This is a genomic window from Rickettsia endosymbiont of Polydrusus tereticollis, assembly GCF_964026385.1.
Lineage (GTDB): Bacteria > Pseudomonadota > Alphaproteobacteria > Rickettsiales > Rickettsiaceae > Rickettsia.
On record NZ_OZ032142.1, the window covers coordinates 356,469 to 373,101 of the forward strand.

Sequence of the window (16,633 nt, forward strand, 5' to 3'; positions counted from 1 at the left end):
CAATGTAAAAATTAGGATGTTAACCCGGATATTGCATGAAGTGAGATTTAAAGTAAGAAATTGAGTAATTTATAATATTAGCAATGATACTTTTGTAAAAATTTTGCCAAAAAGTGCTTTGAAGCCGTTATTTTCAAATTTTAGATGTAATGCCCCTTACCCCATTTTTTCTAAGCACCGGGAACAGTGCTAATCTAGGTTATTCTAATGCTAATTTCTTCATCACATGATTCCATACCTGTCGGTAAGGATATGATGAAGATAACAAAAACTTAATACGCCTAGTATTACGGATAATTACTACCCCAATTTTTAATAATTTTAAACGTATTGTACCTATTTGTGCTTTTGCTAATGCACTACCTTGTAATAAATTACCTCTGATATATTCTACTAAAGTGTATGCAAGACCCGATAAAATCATTCTGAGCTGATTAGCCCACCATCTATGACAAGAAGTACGATCTGCAAATAATTCTAGTTGTTGCTCTTTTATACGGTTTTCCATATCACCACGACCACAGTAAACTTTGTCGTATAAATCTTCAGGTTTATCTGATAAATTAGTTACTATATACCTTGGATTTTCTCCAAGCATTGTCATTTCTGCCTTACCAATTATTCTACGTTCATGACTCCAACTACCAGCCTTATATGGAAACTCACTAAAAAGACGTTGCTTTTCTTGGGTTATAATAAATGCTGCTTTTGACTTCTCCATTGTAGGTTTCAGTAACTCATTTAGTCTGTTATTTTGGGGCATTCCTACAATATATTTTATATTATGAATATCACACCAATCAAACATCTGATGACGACAAAATCCACTATCACCACGAAAAATAATCTTTACCTCTGGCCAAGCTTGGCGAAAACGTTTTACTAACAATGATAATATTGCCCAAGAATGTTTTGCTTGATCCTGCTTTGACGTCCTAAGATAACTAACTAACAGATGCTTTCCACAAAAAACATACAAAGGTAAAAAGCAATTATGACCGTAATAACCATGATAAAACTTACCTTCCTGTTGCCCATGAATTTCATCATCCGTAGCATCAAAATCAAGTATTAGCTGCTTTGGTACTATTTTATGAGACTTAATAAATTTATCAAGCATTAGTTCATGCACTTTAATTGCAAAGTGTCTATCCCGGATATTGCATGAGATATAGGAGACAAAATCCTCGTAAAGCTGTATAATACTGGTATTTCATTAGAATAATACAAAGGATTTTGTCATGACAAATTGTATAGCATATAGTTACCAGTTTTCCAAAGTAAAAAATCGGACAATAGAGATAAATTTCACTGGAGGTGATATTAGTAGCGATGGAGGTGTGTTGTTATTAAGAGAAGCAGATAAAAGGCTTGGTATAACAGAGGAGCTTGCTAAAATATTTCCTGATAGACGAGATGGTAGTAAAATTACCCATAATATGGCAACAATGCTGAGGCAACGAATTTATGGTATTGCATTAGGTTATGAAGATTTAAATGACCACAATTATCTACGAAAATGTCCTGCTATGCAAACAGCTATGGAAACAATTGATGATATGGCAAGTAGTTCTACCTTATGTCGTATAGAAAACAATGCTGATAGACACTTTGCAATTAAAGTGCATGAACTAATGCTTGATAAATTTATTAAGTCTCATAAAATAGTACCAAAGCAGCTAATACTTGATTTTGATGCTACGGATGATGAAATTCATGGGCAACAGGAAGGTAAGTTTTATCATGGTTATTACGGTCATAATTGCTTTTTACCTTTGTATGTTTTTTGTGGAAAGCATCTGTTAGTTAGTTATCTTAGGACGTCAAAGCAGGATCAAGCAAAACATTCTTGGGCAATATTATCATTGTTAGTAAAACGTTTTCGCCAAGCTTGGCCAGAGGTAAAGATTATTTTTCGTGGTGATAGTGGATTTTGTCGTCATCAGATGTTTGATTGGTGTGATATTCATAATATAAAATATATTGTAGGAATGCCCCAAAATAACAGACTAAATGAGTTACTGAAACCTACAATGGAGAAGTCAAAAGCAGCATTTATTATAACCCAAGAAAAGCAACGTCTTTTTAGTGAGTTTCCATATAAGGCTGGTAGTTGGAGTCATGAACGTAGAATAATTGGTAAGGCAGAAATGACAATGCTTGGAGAAAATCCAAGGTATATAGTAACTAATTTATCAGATAAACCTGAAGATTTATACGACAAAGTTTACTGTGGTCGTGGTGATATGGAAAACCGTATAAAAGAGCAACAACTAGAATTATTTGCAGATCGTACTTCTTGTCATAGATGGTGGGCTAATCAGCTCAGAATGATTTTATCGGGTCTTGCATACACTTTAGTAGAATATATCAGAGGTAATTTATTACAAGGTAGTGCATTAGCAAAAGCACAAATAGGTACAATACGTTTAAAATTATTAAAAATTGGGGTAGTAATTATCCGTAATACTAGGCGTATTAAGTTTTTGTTATCTTCATCATATCCTTACCGACAGGTATGGAATCATGTGATGAAGAAATTAGCATTAGAATAACCTAGATTAGCACTGTTCCCGGTGCTTAGAAAAAATGGGGTAAGGGGCATTACATCTAAAATTTGAAAATAACGGCTTCAAAGCACTTTTTGGCAAAATTTTTACAAAAGTATCATTGCTAATATTATAAATTACTCAATTTCTTACTTTAAATCTCACTTCATGCAATATCCGGGCTATCAGCATTGTTTTCTATACGACATAAGGTAGAACTACTTGCCATATCATCAATTGTTTCCATAGCTGTTTGCATAGCAGGACATTTTCGTAGATAATTGTGGTCATTTAAATCTTCATAACCTAATGCAATACCATAAATTCGTTGCCTCAGCATTGTTGCCATATTATGGGTAATTTTACTACCATCTCGTCTATCAGGAAATATTTTAGCAAGCTCCTCTGTTATACCAAGCCTTTTATCTGCTTCTCTTAATAACAACACACCTCCATCGCTACTAATATCACCTCCAGTGAAATTTATCTCTATTGTCCGATTTTTTACTTTGGAAAACTGGTAACTATATGCTATACAATTTGTCATGACAAAATCCTTTGTATTATTCTAATGAAATACCAGTATTATACAGCTTTACGAGGATTTTGTCTCCTATATCTCATGCAATATCCGGGTTAATGTCATGACTAGCAAAACTTATCTATTAATGGAAACATCACTTAATTAATATGGATAATAATTGTGCTAATCAAAGATTATATTGGTCACTATCTACTTCCTTAAAATATATGGGTTTAAGCTTAGATGAGTGGTTAGTTATCTTACTTGGTATAGTACCTGGGATAGTGTTACTAAATAGCGGACATGCTAAGCTTGGGATGATATGCATTATAGCTGGAGTTGTACTTTGTTATGCATTTAAGAAGTTTAAGAAATTATCAGAATATTTTATACTTAAGAGTTATTTAGTCGCTAAGAAATGGCTATATGCTCCTACTTCTTATCCTAATTTGCTTGGGAAAAAGGTAGGTAAGTAATGGATCATTTATTTAAGCAAAGCTCTATTCAGCAGCTAGTTAAATATAATAAGAGATTATTGCTGATTACATGCTGATAAAACTTATTTATTAACTTACAAGCGAGGAGCTAATCATTTGTTGTTACTTACTGGTATTAAAGAAGAAGAGGTAAATAAGCAATGAAGAGTTTGAAGTCAGAATTGCAGATCTTAGTAGTTTTTGTTGGCATAATGCTTGCAAGCTTTAGTAGTAATGCTTATGGGATAAGCTATATGTTACATGCTGATTCTTTGTTAGAGCTGCAAATAGCAAAAGACGCTCCAACTAGGATTAATATCGAAGGAGAAAAGATTAATGATATCTTTATTCATCCGCAGGAAGCTGCAGAAGTAGTAGTACATGATTCAGGCTGTTTATTTATTTTGCCGCAGCAAGATCAAACTAAGCTTTACTTAACCCTAATTGGAGAAAATGGTACGATCCAAGATTTAATGCTGAATTTTACTAAAAGCAAACCAACACCAATTAGACTTATTAAGTTTGATTTAGAACAAGAAGTAATAAAGTTAACTAATAACAAAGAAGAGAAGCATCATGAATGTAAAAAACAAAGATGTAATAGAAAAAGAAAATAATAAACAGTGTTTAAGAATAATATATCCTTTATTACCGGTATTATTAATTTTTTGTGTAAATGTAATACTATCTGAAGTAGCTTTAGGAGAAACATTAGAAGGACAGTTAGATCGCATTGGTGGGCTCTCTACTGGTAAACTGAAAACTATCGGGATATCATCAGGGGCAACGATTTTGTCCTCAATCTGGGCAGTAGTCAGGGGTAATTTAAGACTTGCCGGAGCAATTGTAGCTATTGGTATTATTTTAGGATTTTATTTAGAGTGGGTCTCTAGTGGGATGAAAATCAGTTAGATAATTAGGATATTGATTAAAAGCAATGGATCAAGAGTTCAATAAGCAGGAAGAATTACAAAGTACAGTAGAGGATCATAAATGATCTTGCAACAAAAAAACAGACAAATTAAAGAGAGCTGTTTTTAATTTTTTTATAATGTAACTCGTACTCATTTGGAGTTTGATAATTTAATGTAGAGTGCCTCCGTTTTTGGTTATAAAAAGTAAAAATATAGGTAAATATATCGAGTTTTGCTTCTTCTAAATTTTGATATTTTTTAAAATAAATAAGCTCAGTTTTCGAGTCAGTCATATAATTTGTATGCAACGACAAAATTTATTGCCTGGGGATGACAGCTAACTTTGCCGGTAAGAGGGTGGATAAGTTTGCATAAATAAGCCTCCTTTTTGTTAATGCTTTATAATATTGGAATATTTACTTAAGTTTAAATTCTAGATATAACAACGTTAAATTTGTGTCATACTTGATTTTATAATTGTTTTTCTGTAAGTATTAAGTTTGTTTAAGAGCATGTTTTTTCCTATAACTTTCAGAATTAATTTCTAGAATCGTAGAATGATGAATTAGCCTATCGATAGCTGCTACAGTCATAGAGTTTGTAGCAAAAATACTATCCCATTCACTAAAAGGCTGATTAGATGTAACAATAAGACTCCCTGATTCATATCGCTGAGCAATCAGTTCGAACAAAACATGCGTTTCAGCTTCATCCTTACGTACATATCCTATATCATCAAGGATAATAACATCATATTTATCAAGTTTAGCAAGTTCTGCCGGAAGGCGACAATCTCGACGAGAGGCTTGCAGATTTTGAACAAGCTTAGTGGGGGAAGTAAAGAGTACTCTGATATTTTTTTCTACCAATGCATACCCTAGTGCAGCAACTAAATGACTTTTTCCTACCCCGGATGGACCAAAAACTAATAAATTTTCGGCTCGCTTAACCCAACTAATATTACAAGCTAGGTCATCTACTTTTGCTTTATTTAAAGTTTGAACCTGACTAAAATCAAAAGTAGCTAAAGATTTACCTACCGGTAGATGAGCTTTTCTTAAATAAGTTTGAATCTTTTTCCTCTGACGAGCTTCTACTTCGTATTCAAAAAGGATAGATAAAAACTTAGCCCGGATATTGCATGAGATATAGGAGACAAAATCCTCGTAAAGCTGTATAATACTGGTATTTCATTAGAATAATACAAAGGATTTTGTCATGACAAATTGTATAGCATATAGTTACCAGTTTTCCAAAGTAAAAAATCGGACAATAGAGATAAATTTCACTGGAGGTGATATTAGTAGCGATGGAGGTGTGTTGTTATTAAGAGAAGCAGATAAAAGGCTTGGTATAACAGAGGAGCTTGCTAAAATATTTCCTGATAGACGAGATGGTAGTAAAATTACCCATAATATGGCAACAATGCTGAGGCAACGAATTTATGGTATTGCATTAGGTTATGAAGATTTAAATGACCACAATTATCTACGAAAATGTCCTGCTATGCAAACAGCTATGGAAACAATTGATGATATGGCAAGTAGTTCTACCTTATGTCGTATAGAAAACAATGCTGATAGACACTTTGCAATTAAAGTGCATGAACTAATGCTTGATAAATTTATTAAGTCTCATAAAATAGTACCAAAGCAGCTAATACTTGATTTTGATGCTACGGATGATGAAATTCATGGGCAACAGGAAGGTAAGTTTTATCATGGTTATTACGGTCATAATTGCTTTTTACCTTTGTATGTTTTTTGTGGAAAGCATCTGTTAGTTAGTTATCTTAGGACGTCAAAGCAGGATCAAGCAAAACATTCTTGGGCAATATTATCATTGTTAGTAAAACGTTTTCGCCAAGCTTGGCCAGAGGTAAAGATTATTTTTCGTGGTGATAGTGGATTTTGTCGTCATCAGATGTTTGATTGGTGTGATATTCATAATATAAAATATATTGTAGGAATGCCCCAAAATAACAGACTAAATGAGTTACTGAAACCTACAATGGAGAAGTCAAAAGCAGCATTTATTATAACCCAAGAAAAGCAACGTCTTTTTAGTGAGTTTCCATATAAGGCTGGTAGTTGGAGTCATGAACGTAGAATAATTGGTAAGGCAGAAATGACAATGCTTGGAGAAAATCCAAGGTATATAGTAACTAATTTATCAGATAAACCTGAAGATTTATACGACAAAGTTTACTGTGGTCGTGGTGATATGGAAAACCGTATAAAAGAGCAACAACTAGAATTATTTGCAGATCGTACTTCTTGTCATAGATGGTGGGCTAATCAGCTCAGAATGATTTTATCGGGTCTTGCATACACTTTAGTAGAATATATCAGAGGTAATTTATTACAAGGTAGTGCATTAGCAAAAGCACAAATAGGTACAATACGTTTAAAATTATTAAAAATTGGGGTAGTAATTATCCGTAATACTAGGCGTATTAAGTTTTTGTTATCTTCATCATATCCTTACCGACAGGTATGGAATCATGTGATGAAGAAATTAGCATTAGAATAACCTAGATTAGCACTGTTCCCGGTGCTTAGAAAAAATGGGGTAAGGGGCATTACATCTAAAATTTGAAAATAACGGCTTCAAAGCACTTTTTGGCAAAATTTTTACAAAAGTATCATTGCTAATATTATAAATTACTCAATTTCTTACTTTAAATCTCACTTCATGCAATATCCGGGTTAGTATAATCCCATCCCTCATGCTCTGCTTTTTGTAAAATCGATTGCCATAATTCAAGTATAGTAGGTAGACGTAACTCTTTTAAAAGTATAGGTAGTGCTGTAGCATTATGCATGGCTAACCTCTCTTACTAAAAATGAAGGCAAAAGATGATTATATGTTTGTAGTGAATGTTGCTTAATTTCTACAGGAGGAGGTACTAACTTCATACAAGGTTGATATCGGTTTTGTAACGTTCCTAAACAAGGAACCTTACCTTTAATTAGGGATGACACAACAAATTCTCCTAATTGTTGCTCACAGTTATAATCTGCTGCAAGCTTTAAAATACCTACCATCAATTTATTAGCCTGACGTGGTGTACAATGTTGATCAATTAGCAACCAAATTTTTTTATATATAGGAGTTGGTAGTATGTCATCCCGCAGAATAGAATAGCGAAAAGCTCCGGGTTTACGTACCAAGCTATTAATTAAATGACGATAATTAATGCATCTAGCTGCTTTTTGCTTGTCATCCCCTCTTACTCTAGGTAAATCCAAAACATGATCACTTCCCAAGTAACATGACAAACGATCATCATAAATATGTATTCCTAATTGATACCCTATTAATCTGGAAGGTACACTATACATAACTTTTTTTACTGTAATAGTGCTAGAAGTTGTCACCCTAGCTGTTGTTTGGCTAAAATCTATAGTTCTGTGGGCCGGCAATCCTTTTAAATAAGATCGTTCAATATAAAGTTGTGGTTGATGACGATTATTGTGTCGTTGAACAACAGAGTCTATAAAATTTTGATAGTCATCTATAGATTCAAAATTATAAGAACCACGCAATAAAAGAGCTTGCTCTAACCCGGATATTGCATGAAGTGAGATTTAAAGTAAGAAATTGAGTAATTTATAATATTAGCAATGATACTTTTGTAAAAATTTTGCCAAAAAATGCTTTGAAGCCGTTATTTTCAAATTTTAGATGTAATGCCCCTTACCCCATTTTTTCTAAGCACCGGGAACAGTGCTAATCTAGGTTATTCTAATGCTAATTTCTTCATCACATGATTCCATACCTGTCGGTAAGGATATGATGAAGATAACAAAAACTTAATACGCCTAGTATTACGGATAATTACTACCCCAATTTTTAATAATTTTAAACGTATTGTACCTATTTGTGCTTTTGCTAATGCACTACCTTGTAATAAATTACCTCTGATATATTCTACTAAAGTGTATGCAAGACCCGATAAAATCATTCTGAGCTGATTAGCCCACCATCTATGACAAGAAGTACGATCTGCAAATAATTCTAGTTGTTGCTCTTTTATACGGTTTTCCATATCACCACGACCACAGTAAACTTTGTCGTATAAATCTTCAGGTTTATCTGATAAATTAGTTACTATATACCTTGGATTTTCTCCAAGCATTGTCATTTCTGCCTTACCAATTATTCTACGTTCATGACTCCAACTACCAGCCTTATATGGAAACTCACTAAAAAGACGTTGCTTTTCTTGGGTTATAATAAATGCTGCTTTTGACTTCTCCATTGTAGGTTTCAGTAACTCATTTAGTCTGTTATTTTGGGGCATTCCTACAATATATTTTATATTATGAATATCACACCAATCAAACATCTGATGACGACAAAATCCACTATCACCACGAAAAATAATCTTTACCTCTGGCCAAGCTTGGCGAAAACGTTTTACTAACAATGATAATATTGCCCAAGAATGTTTTGCTTGATCCTGCTTTGACGTCCTAAGATAACTAACTAACAGATGCTTTCCACAAAAAACATACAAAGGTAAAAAGCAATTATGACCGTAATAACCATGATAAAACTTACCTTCCTGTTGCCCATGAATTTCATCATCCGTAGCATCAAAATCAAGTATTAGCTGCTTTGGTACTATTTTATGAGACTTAATAAATTTATCAAGCATTAGTTCATGCACTTTAATTGCAAAGTGTCTATCAGCATTGTTTTCTATACGACATAAGGTAGAACTACTTGCCATATCATCAATTGTTTCCATAGCTGTTTGCATAGCAGGACATTTTCGTAGATAATTGTGGTCATTTAAATCTTCATAACCTAATGCAATACCATAAATTCGTTGCCTCAGCATTGTTGCCATATTATGGGTAATTTTACTACCATCTCGTCTATCAGGAAATATTTTAGCAAGCTCCTCTGTTATACCAAGCCTTTTATCTGCTTCTCTTAATAACAACACACCTCCATCGCTACTAATATCACCTCCAGTGAAATTTATCTCTATTGTCCGATTTTTTACTTTGGAAAACTGGTAACTATATGCTATACAATTTGTCATGACAAAATCCTTTGTATTATTCTAATGAAATACCAGTATTATACAGCTTTACGAGGATTTTGTCTCCTATATCTCATGCAATATCCGGGCTAAACGTCTCTTAAGATGACCATGTGCAGCCTCAACGCTACCATTCTCATGTCCTTTCCCACGATTGTTTCTTGTAGCATGCATGCCATAATGAGCACATACTTCTTTATAAGAACATGTTATATCATCTGACTCCTCTTGCGATAAATTCTTGAAAGCAGCTGACAAACTGTCAGTCCTATGTTCTTCAGGACATCCTCCTAAACTCCATAATGCATCCTGAAGCGATTGAGAAAGAGCGGTAAAACTTTCTCCGCCCTGAATCACTTTCATAAAAGACCAATTACTATAAGCTAACCGAAAATGATACAATAGATGCTTAAACGGTTTACCACAAATAGTAATCTCTATGCCTTTTAAAGCAGTAAAATCCGATAAACCTTGACGACCGGGTACATGAAGCTGGCGAAAGATAACTTCCTTTTCCGGACCATATAATGCTCTCCACTTGCTAGTGCGTCGCTGAACAGTTCTTAAAATGCTGTCCGGATATTTTCCTGGGTATTCGTCTTGAAGATATTCTAATAATGTCCAAGATGTTAAATATGGTAGTTGTTCTAATAAAGGAACTAATACACCTTCCCATACTCCTTCTAATGGATCGTTACGGTACTTACGTACTTTCTTCCCTTTCGATAAAGATAACACTTCCCTACGTTCTAAATTCCTACCACTACGTTGTGAAAAACCTGCTTTAGCTGAACAAATTGTTTGATTCAAACCTGATTTTCTTAATTTCATATATACCTCGTATTGCTGATTTGTTATTCTTCTACCGGGCATCTGTAAACTCCAAAAGTATTCAGATGCCTATTTTATCACCGGCAAAGCTAACTGTCATCCCTCGGCAATCTTACATGACATTACATACTCTACTTCTTATAGGTTTTGAATAATGGTAATCATCTTTATTTGTTTTTATTGATCTTAGTTTGCTGGTTCAGTTTTTAGATATAGGGATATTTTGATTTTAAATGGTTTTTTATTTCACCATTATACTGTATACTGAACTTTGCAAACTTAAAACTTGTATCCAATATTGATCTGTTCAAGAAAAAATTTGCAGAATTCCTTAACACTTATAATTATGCAGTTGACTTCCAAAATTTATTGAGCATTCATGATGATTGTAACAATGAAAAGTTTAAACTATTTATATGGATAACGTCATAAAACGAAGATTAAAATTAGAACAAAAGAAGGCTAAAATAGTTACGGAAGAGGCTAAACTTAAAATTCAAGAAAGGAAAATTCGTACTCGTCATTTGATTGAAATGGGAGGTTTAGTTGTAAAAGCAAAACTTGACTGTTTGCCAACTAATAGCTTACTTGGTGCTTTGGTTTCTCTGCAAAATGAATTGACTGAGAGCCCAAGAATACAAGATCAATGGACTCAAATCGGCAAAAATATTTTTGATCAAAAATTAAATAATCAACATTCATTATCTTAATGAGACTATGGTATAATGGAATGGATCCAGAAATTAACAAATGCATATTTATGGGTCTATTTTAATACTGTATCAATTTTTATCCGTTGCTAACATAATTCCATGATCAATTTTGTAAGCTAAAAATTTACCAACTATATTACTTATTAATTATTAAGTTAGAGAAAGAAGCTAGCCTGAATATTGCATGATAAACATTATAAAATCTCTTTATGCTTTAAAGTGATCAGGATTATAGGGGATTGTATCATAAAATATAAAAATACAAATTGTATTTTTATATAAATTTTTAATCCCTTATACCACAAGGGTTTAATAAGGTATTTTCCTTACATTCATGCAATATCCAGGCTAATGAAGTCGACAAATTGATAAGTAATAAGTTTGTAGGTAGCGAATTCCATCAGGACTATAGGATAAATTTAAAGTAATTTATCAATTATAAGTCGGATACATGGCTGCATTTGCTTTTTTGCTATTAAATGTTATTTTTTTTCTTGCATTATTGGGGATGTCCATACATGGCAAAAATGCTTTTGATAATCCAAAACCCTAATTTTTGCTTACTTTACTAAAGAAATTGGCACCGTCATTTTACAAAAAACAAGTATTTCGTGAACGAGACTATGCGGTTTTTACAGACCACAGATTTTAAAAAATTAGATATTTTTCAGTTAACTTGACAGTACAGAGAGACTATATAATATTCATATCCTGTGTTTCACCCATAGATACCACATTATTTTCTACTATAGTGATAATATTTTTTGAAACTTGTGCTGCTGCTTCTAGAGCATTAGACTCATCTAAAATTTCATTTTTTTGTTCTACTTTTAGTTCTTTTGTTATAGCATTTGTTGAATCCTTAATTTTATACTGTACATTTTCTACTTTAATATTTTGTGGTAGATGAATTTTTTCTAATAAAAGTTTAACAATGTTTTTATGACCATGGTGTCCGGCTATAAATATAGGCGTATATCCTAAATTATTTTTCACATTGATATCCGGGTTTTCACTTATTAATGCATTAACAATTTCAATATTGCCATTACGAGCTGCTAAGTGTAAGGGAGTATTACCTTGTAAATCTTGTAAAGAGATATCAATCGCTACATATTCCTTTGCATGAGCTAATTTCATTGTGTTGCTTATTCCAATATATGATTTATTATACTCTAATATTAATAGCGTAGCATCTTTATCATTTAGAGCAATAGATTTATGTAGTAATGTTTGTCCTTGATTATTTCTAACGTTTATAAGAAAAATCATAGGATTAGCTGGATCATAAGCGTCTTTGTAAGATGAAAACATACTAATTATCTTATCAATATCTTGGGATAAATTGGAACTTTGGAATAGATAATGTACGATTTTCAGTGTCTTAGTATTACTATATATTGAAAGATCTAGTGCAGTTTTATTATCCTTGGTAGAGATATCATATATAGCACCATGCTGTAATAAGAATTTAGTAATATTATCATCAGTATTTTGTACTGCTAAATGTAATGGAGTGAGGCCAAACGCATTAGGTTTATTAATATCTATATCTTGAGCTACAAGATGGTTTATAAATATCATTTTACCTAATTTTACTGCATCATGTAGTAAGTTATTACCAAACTGATCACTAATGTTATTAATATCATCATGTTGTATACTTAGAAATTTATGGATATTACTAAACCTAGATTCGTTATATGCTAATCCTCTTGCATTATGTTCTAAAGCTAGATATTTAATAACATCTAGGTTATTAGACTCTATTGCATTATCAAGAGGAGTTTTTCCAGCAGTATTAGTACGATTTACATCTGCACCATTTTCACATAAATATTTTATACTTGCTAAACCTCCCCTCCATGCTGCATAATGTAATGCAGTATTTCCAGCAGAATCAGTAGTATACTGACGATAGTTTTGCCATAAATATTCTATAATATTCATATGATTATCTATGGTTGCTAAACCTATATAAGTATTAAAGTCTTTCTTATCTCCTTGATTTACAAAATATTTAAAAGTCTCTATGTGACCTTTACACGCCGCAGATTGTAAAGTAAGATAAATATGATTAACATTATTTGCAACCTTTGTTGCTCCTTGTTCAAATAAGTATTTGATTATCTGTAGATGATCATAATCGCTAAGTTTTATATGGCTATTATTAGCTCTGTCTAATGGTGTACAATTATTATCACCATGATTAATGATTTTTATTTTTCTGTCTTGATCTTTAATAGCCCACAATAAAGATGCAATTACTTTAGTGTGTCCATGTACACAAAAGTATGCCAATAATCGAGGATATTGATAATCATCTGAATAGTTTAGAACTGCCTCAGGTACCTTAATTGCTAATAAACCTACGATTGGACGCAGCTCATGATCTTGTTGGTAAGAATCGTGTGTTATATTGGAAGAATATAGTAATAACTTTTGTTGTTGTTCTACAGAGAGAGAACTAATATTTGCTCCATGAAGTAATAGAATACAAGCAAGATCATAATGTTTTTGTTGAGTTATATAATCTAAAGCAGATTTATTATTTTGATCACGTTTATTAACTATTTTAATCAAATGTGAATCAGCATATTTTTGGTCGTCAAATATACTATTTCCTATTTCATGATCAATATGCAATGGCTTACTAAATACTGTATCATTAATATCTATATCTTTAAAATGGTTAAGCAAACGTTCTGCCAATTTCTTTAAATTATTAAACAAAGATGCATTACCTGCCAAATTACTAGTATTGCCCATGCTATTAATAATCTCTACAATATTCCAAAGGTATTCAGCTGCATTATCATTATCAATATTAGGAACTATAGATGCTTCTAAAGATTCTATGGAGCCTTCTATTTTATCATAAGCTATTTGACAGTAATCTAATAACTTGTCTGGAACTAATTTATTTCCATTATCTTTAATCCATCCAATAATTTCCCTTATAGAGGAATCTTCCAATTTAATTTGCTTACCTTTGTTAGTATATTTTTCAAATTTCTCCTTAAAATAAAATGACGCTTTTGTTTTTTTATTTGTTTCAATAAAGTATAAACTATCGGTTGTACGAGTAATAGCAATAAAAAGATTGCTAAAGAATTGAGAATGTTTCCCCATTTCTTTTGCAAGTACCGTGTCTTTTGGAAAATTAGTATTCTTGCTAAAATCAGAAACAGGTAATTGGGTATTTTTATTATTTAAATAGTTAAATTGATAATTACCTGAGAAAAAATTAAATAATACTATTTTCTGAAACTCTAAACCTTTTACCTCTTCTGGAGTAAATACTATCCCATTAGAAAATATCTCTCTTACCTCTTTTAAAATAGAATTATCAGGAATAATTATTGCTAATGAAATTGATCTTGCAGCTTCACTCCTTAGATTTGTTAATATTTCTGCTGATGATAAATCTAAATTAGCAGTACTTGTTTGTTGTATTCCTTGTTTACCGAATTTTTGGTCAGAGATCTCAATCCATCCTATATATCCAGGTGATTTACTACTATCTAATAATTGTTCTGCTAGATTAGATGATAATTCTTCTTCAATTTTCCCTACCGGTTTTATATTTCCTTGCTCATCTTTGTTTAAACCCCCACCAATTATTTCCCTCTTAATTTGTAATACTTTACTAGCTAATGTAGTAATATTGCTAGGCATTCTATATGCATCTGTTAACTTATACTGCTCTATTATACGACCTGATTCATTAGCAAGTTCTTGAATATACTGTGATGTTAGATTAAAATCATCAAGTAAACTTTGGTTAGAGTCTATAAAAAAGTATATGCTACCACTCTTATTCATAAGAGATTTTATATAATTTAACTCTGATTTTCTTAAATCTTGAGCTTCATCTACTATAATGTAGTCATATTGATCAATATCTTGTTTATTGTCTGGAAATTTTTTCTTAGTACTTGGATCAATTAATGATAAATCAAGATTCCCTGTGTCCTGCAAATGCTTTGTATACAGCTTAAATATATCACTAGATATAGTGTGACCATAGCTTTCCTTCTTTCCAAGAGTCATATTAGTTGATTCTGAGGAACCTTTATCACTTAATTTACGAATATCCTCATATATCTCCCGACCTATCCGCAATTTTTCATTTCCAGCATATTTTTGGAAATATGGTATATTTTGAATCCATTCCATGAATTTATCTAGATCATATAATTTCTCTGATAAATAGCCAGGTAGGTATAGTCTATTAACAGATATTATCTCCTTATTAATATCTAGATTATTATTTTTACTAAGGGCATCTAGTACGTTTTTATACGAAGGATTTTCTCGTTCGTGAATGGTTTTTTCTTTAGATTCCTTTAGTTTATTACTTACATATTCATTAAAATTCTTAAAATTATCTTCAGAAAATAGCTTCTTAAAAATCAAGTCACTACAAAGAGTTAGATATGTGCTAAAAGTTATTTGAGGTAAATTTTTGGTTGGATTGTTTTCTGTTATAACATTTGTTAAAGCTTTCTCACATCTATTTTTTATATCAGAGATTAACCCTGCTGATTTAGTAACATATAAAATTTTATTATCATTAAGGTTTTTATAAATTAATAATTCTGCAATAGTTGTTTTGCCGGAACCTGCAACTCCACTAATTTTAAAGATAGTAGGTTGATAAACTTCTTTCTCCAAAATCTCTAACTGATTTTTTCCAATTATTATGGTTTTATTATTTATACGTGTACTACATATTTTTGGTAATTCCGACAATTTATGTTCAGCATTCTTAAATATTCCTTGATTTGCTACAGAACTTGCAACTATTTTGATGTCATTCGGAAATAGTTCAACAGTATTTTTTTGATTTAGGTATTTAGAACTATGATATTCATGATTAGGTAATATATCTAAGATTACTAGACAGTCCTTGTTATCATACTTTGTAACAGTACAAATTATACGTTCTTTATCATTTAATCTAAAAGCAAACAGATTATCATTACCATATAACTTCTCTGTCTTAATTGTAGATTCTCTGAATTTAGTTATTATTTTATCTAGATAATGATCATTACTAGCTTTATCTAGTTTTGTGATATCCTTATAAAAAGCTAAATAGCTCCAATAACGTAATATTCCAACTGCCATAATATAATTACTTAATTTAAAAATTAGCCTATCATACAAAATTAAGTTTGGAGTTTTCCAATTAACTGTGTAAATTTCTTAAAGGTTATGTAAAAAGTAAATAGAATAAAAAAGTTTTTTATATACATTTTTTTTAAACTCATAATACCGAATTAGCGATTTAAAGAGATATTATAATAGGGTTTTTCTTGTTCAGGTTATTCCAATCCGATGGATAGTGTATCTCTATTATAAACTCTTCCTATTTTTTTTAACTGCGAAACTCCTGAAAGATTCTTTCATAGTTATATAATTTTTTTAATCAACTACAAATAATACTGACTATTAATGTCTTTATCTACTCCTATTTCATTAGATATTCACTAATTCTACTTTTATATTCCTTACATTATTTTCTACTTGTTAACTTTTATGTCGTGTACTGAACTCTGGAACATA

General features: G+C 31.6%; 15 protein-coding genes and 1 pseudogene. 7 read left to right on the forward strand and 9 right to left on the reverse strand.

All coding sequences use genetic code 11. The features are described 5' to 3' along the window. Positions 1–199 precede the first annotated feature (199 nt). The gene (locus tag AAGD48_RS01640; RefSeq protein WP_341789433.1) at positions 200–1,120 is read right to left on the reverse strand and encodes an IS1380 family transposase; all 921 of its coding nucleotides are present in this window, start codon (positions 1,118–1,120) and stop codon (positions 200–202) included. Between the two features lie 121 nt (positions 1,121–1,241). Here AAGD48_RS01640 and AAGD48_RS01645 point away from each other — a divergent pair, with 121 nt between their 5' ends. Then, positions 1,242–2,555, forward strand: coding sequence for an IS1380 family transposase (locus AAGD48_RS01645; protein WP_341789277.1), 1,314 nt, complete (start codon positions 1,242–1,244; stop codon positions 2,553–2,555). Positions 2,556–2,715: 160 nt separating this feature from the next. Here the strand turns inward: AAGD48_RS01645 and AAGD48_RS01650 are convergent, their stop codons facing one another. Further along, positions 2,716–3,096, reverse strand: a complete 381-nt coding sequence (locus AAGD48_RS01650; protein ID WP_341790194.1) for a transposase — start codon at positions 3,094–3,096, stop codon at positions 2,716–2,718. 143 nt (positions 3,097–3,239) lie between these two features. Between AAGD48_RS01650 and AAGD48_RS01655 the strand changes: the two genes are divergently transcribed. The 4 genes and pseudogenes from AAGD48_RS01655 to AAGD48_RS01670 all read left to right on the forward strand — a co-directional run bounded on the left by AAGD48_RS01655 (position 3,240) and on the right by AAGD48_RS01670 (position 4,460). Further along, a complete protein-coding gene (locus AAGD48_RS01655; RefSeq protein WP_341790195.1) occupies positions 3,240–3,548 on the forward strand; it encodes a hypothetical protein in 309 nt (102 codons plus the stop codon). 75 nt (positions 3,549–3,623) lie between these two features. Next, positions 3,624–3,713: pseudogene (locus tag AAGD48_RS01660) on the forward strand (conjugal transfer protein); the annotation flags it as partial. Beyond that, complete coding sequence (locus AAGD48_RS01665; RefSeq protein ID WP_341790196.1) at positions 3,710–4,165, forward strand: hypothetical protein; 456 nt, start codon at positions 3,710–3,712, stop codon at positions 4,163–4,165. The pseudogene AAGD48_RS01660 and the gene AAGD48_RS01665, both read left to right, overlap by 4 nt. Beyond that, positions 4,125–4,460 carry a hypothetical protein gene (locus AAGD48_RS01670; RefSeq protein WP_341790197.1) on the forward strand — a complete coding sequence of 112 codons (336 nt, stop codon included), beginning with the start codon at positions 4,125–4,127 and terminating at the stop codon, positions 4,458–4,460. The genes AAGD48_RS01665 and AAGD48_RS01670 overlap by 41 nt, the downstream gene beginning before the upstream one ends. 109 nt (positions 4,461–4,569) lie before the next feature. Here the strand turns inward: AAGD48_RS01670 and AAGD48_RS01675 are convergent, their stop codons facing one another. Next, positions 4,570–4,755 (reverse strand): IS3 family transposase, encoded by a 186-nt coding sequence (locus AAGD48_RS01675; RefSeq protein WP_341790198.1) that lies wholly within the window; start codon positions 4,753–4,755, stop codon positions 4,570–4,572. 201 nt (positions 4,756–4,956) lie between these two features. Continuing rightward, positions 4,957–5,643, reverse strand: coding sequence for an IS21-like element helper ATPase IstB (gene istB / locus AAGD48_RS01680; protein WP_341790811.1), 687 nt, complete (start codon positions 5,641–5,643; stop codon positions 4,957–4,959). Positions 5,644–5,680: 37 nt separating this feature from the next. Between istB and AAGD48_RS01685 the strand changes: the two genes are divergently transcribed. Next, positions 5,681–6,994 carry an IS1380 family transposase gene (locus AAGD48_RS01685; RefSeq protein ID WP_341789277.1) on the forward strand — a complete coding sequence of 438 codons (1,314 nt, stop codon included), beginning with the start codon at positions 5,681–5,683 and terminating at the stop codon, positions 6,992–6,994. Between the two features lie 160 nt (positions 6,995–7,154). On the opposite strand, the gene AAGD48_RS01690 is transcribed toward AAGD48_RS01685, so the two are convergent. From AAGD48_RS01690 to istA, 4 genes are all read right to left on the reverse strand, one after another. Next, positions 7,155–7,286 carry a hypothetical protein gene (locus AAGD48_RS01690; protein WP_341790199.1) on the reverse strand — a complete coding sequence of 44 codons (132 nt, stop codon included), beginning with the start codon at positions 7,284–7,286 and terminating at the stop codon, positions 7,155–7,157. Continuing rightward, the gene (locus tag AAGD48_RS01695; RefSeq protein WP_341790200.1) at positions 7,279–8,010 is read right to left on the reverse strand and encodes a Mu transposase domain-containing protein; all 732 of its coding nucleotides are present in this window, start codon (positions 8,008–8,010) and stop codon (positions 7,279–7,281) included. The genes AAGD48_RS01690 and AAGD48_RS01695 overlap by 8 nt, the downstream gene beginning before the upstream one ends. 194 nt (positions 8,011–8,204) lie before the next feature. Next, entirely contained in the window at positions 8,205–9,518 is a 1,314-nt protein-coding gene (locus tag AAGD48_RS01700) for an IS1380 family transposase (RefSeq protein WP_341789277.1), read from the reverse strand. A gap of 66 nt (positions 9,519–9,584) precedes the next feature. Beyond that, positions 9,585–10,391: an IS21 family transposase gene (gene istA, locus AAGD48_RS01705; RefSeq protein WP_341790038.1), complete on the reverse strand. Its 807-nt coding sequence runs from the start codon at positions 10,389–10,391 to the stop codon at positions 9,585–9,587. 374 nt (positions 10,392–10,765) lie between these two features. On the opposite strand from istA, the gene AAGD48_RS01710 reads away from it, so the two are divergent. Continuing rightward, a complete protein-coding gene (locus tag AAGD48_RS01710; protein ID WP_341790039.1) occupies positions 10,766–11,059 on the forward strand; it encodes a conjugal transfer protein TraD in 294 nt (97 codons plus the stop codon). Positions 11,060–11,755: 696 nt separating this feature from the next. Here the strand turns inward: AAGD48_RS01710 and AAGD48_RS01715 are convergent. Further along, positions 11,756–16,195 carry an ankyrin repeat domain-containing protein gene (locus AAGD48_RS01715; RefSeq protein ID WP_341790201.1) on the reverse strand — a complete coding sequence of 1,480 codons (4,440 nt, stop codon included), beginning with the start codon at positions 16,193–16,195 and terminating at the stop codon, positions 11,756–11,758. Between the last annotated feature and the right edge of the window lie 438 nt (positions 16,196–16,633).

Excerpts from the sequence above, each read along its gene's own strand:
- AAGD48_RS01640 (WP_341789433.1), bottom strand. The coding sequence starts at position 1,120 with ATGCTTGATAAATTTATTAAGTCTCATAAAATAGTACCAAAGCAGCTA.
- AAGD48_RS01645 (WP_341789277.1), top strand. The coding sequence starts at position 1,242 with ATGACAAATTGTATAGCATATAGTTACCAGTTTTCCAAAGTAAAAAAT.
- AAGD48_RS01650 (WP_341790194.1), bottom strand. The coding sequence starts at position 3,096 with ATGACAAATTGTATAGCATATAGTTACCAGTTTTCCAAAGTAAAAAAT.
- AAGD48_RS01655 (WP_341790195.1), top strand. The coding sequence starts at position 3,240 with ATGGATAATAATTGTGCTAATCAAAGATTATATTGGTCACTATCTACT.
- AAGD48_RS01665 (WP_341790196.1), top strand. The coding sequence starts at position 3,710 with ATGAAGAGTTTGAAGTCAGAATTGCAGATCTTAGTAGTTTTTGTTGGC.
- AAGD48_RS01670 (WP_341790197.1), top strand. The coding sequence starts at position 4,125 with ATGAATGTAAAAAACAAAGATGTAATAGAAAAAGAAAATAATAAACAG.
- AAGD48_RS01675 (WP_341790198.1), bottom strand. The coding sequence starts at position 4,755 with ATGACTGACTCGAAAACTGAGCTTATTTATTTTAAAAAATATCAAAAT.
- AAGD48_RS01685 (WP_341789277.1), top strand. The coding sequence starts at position 5,681 with ATGACAAATTGTATAGCATATAGTTACCAGTTTTCCAAAGTAAAAAAT.
- AAGD48_RS01690 (WP_341790199.1), bottom strand. The coding sequence starts at position 7,286 with ATGCATAATGCTACAGCACTACCTATACTTTTAAAAGAGTTACGTCTA.
- AAGD48_RS01700 (WP_341789277.1), bottom strand. The coding sequence starts at position 9,518 with ATGACAAATTGTATAGCATATAGTTACCAGTTTTCCAAAGTAAAAAAT.
- istA (WP_341790038.1), bottom strand. The coding sequence starts at position 10,391 with ATGCCCGGTAGAAGAATAACAAATCAGCAATACGAGGTATATATGAAA.
- AAGD48_RS01710 (WP_341790039.1), top strand. The coding sequence starts at position 10,766 with ATGGATAACGTCATAAAACGAAGATTAAAATTAGAACAAAAGAAGGCT.
- AAGD48_RS01715 (WP_341790201.1), bottom strand. The coding sequence starts at position 16,195 with ATGGCAGTTGGAATATTACGTTATTGGAGCTATTTAGCTTTTTATAAG.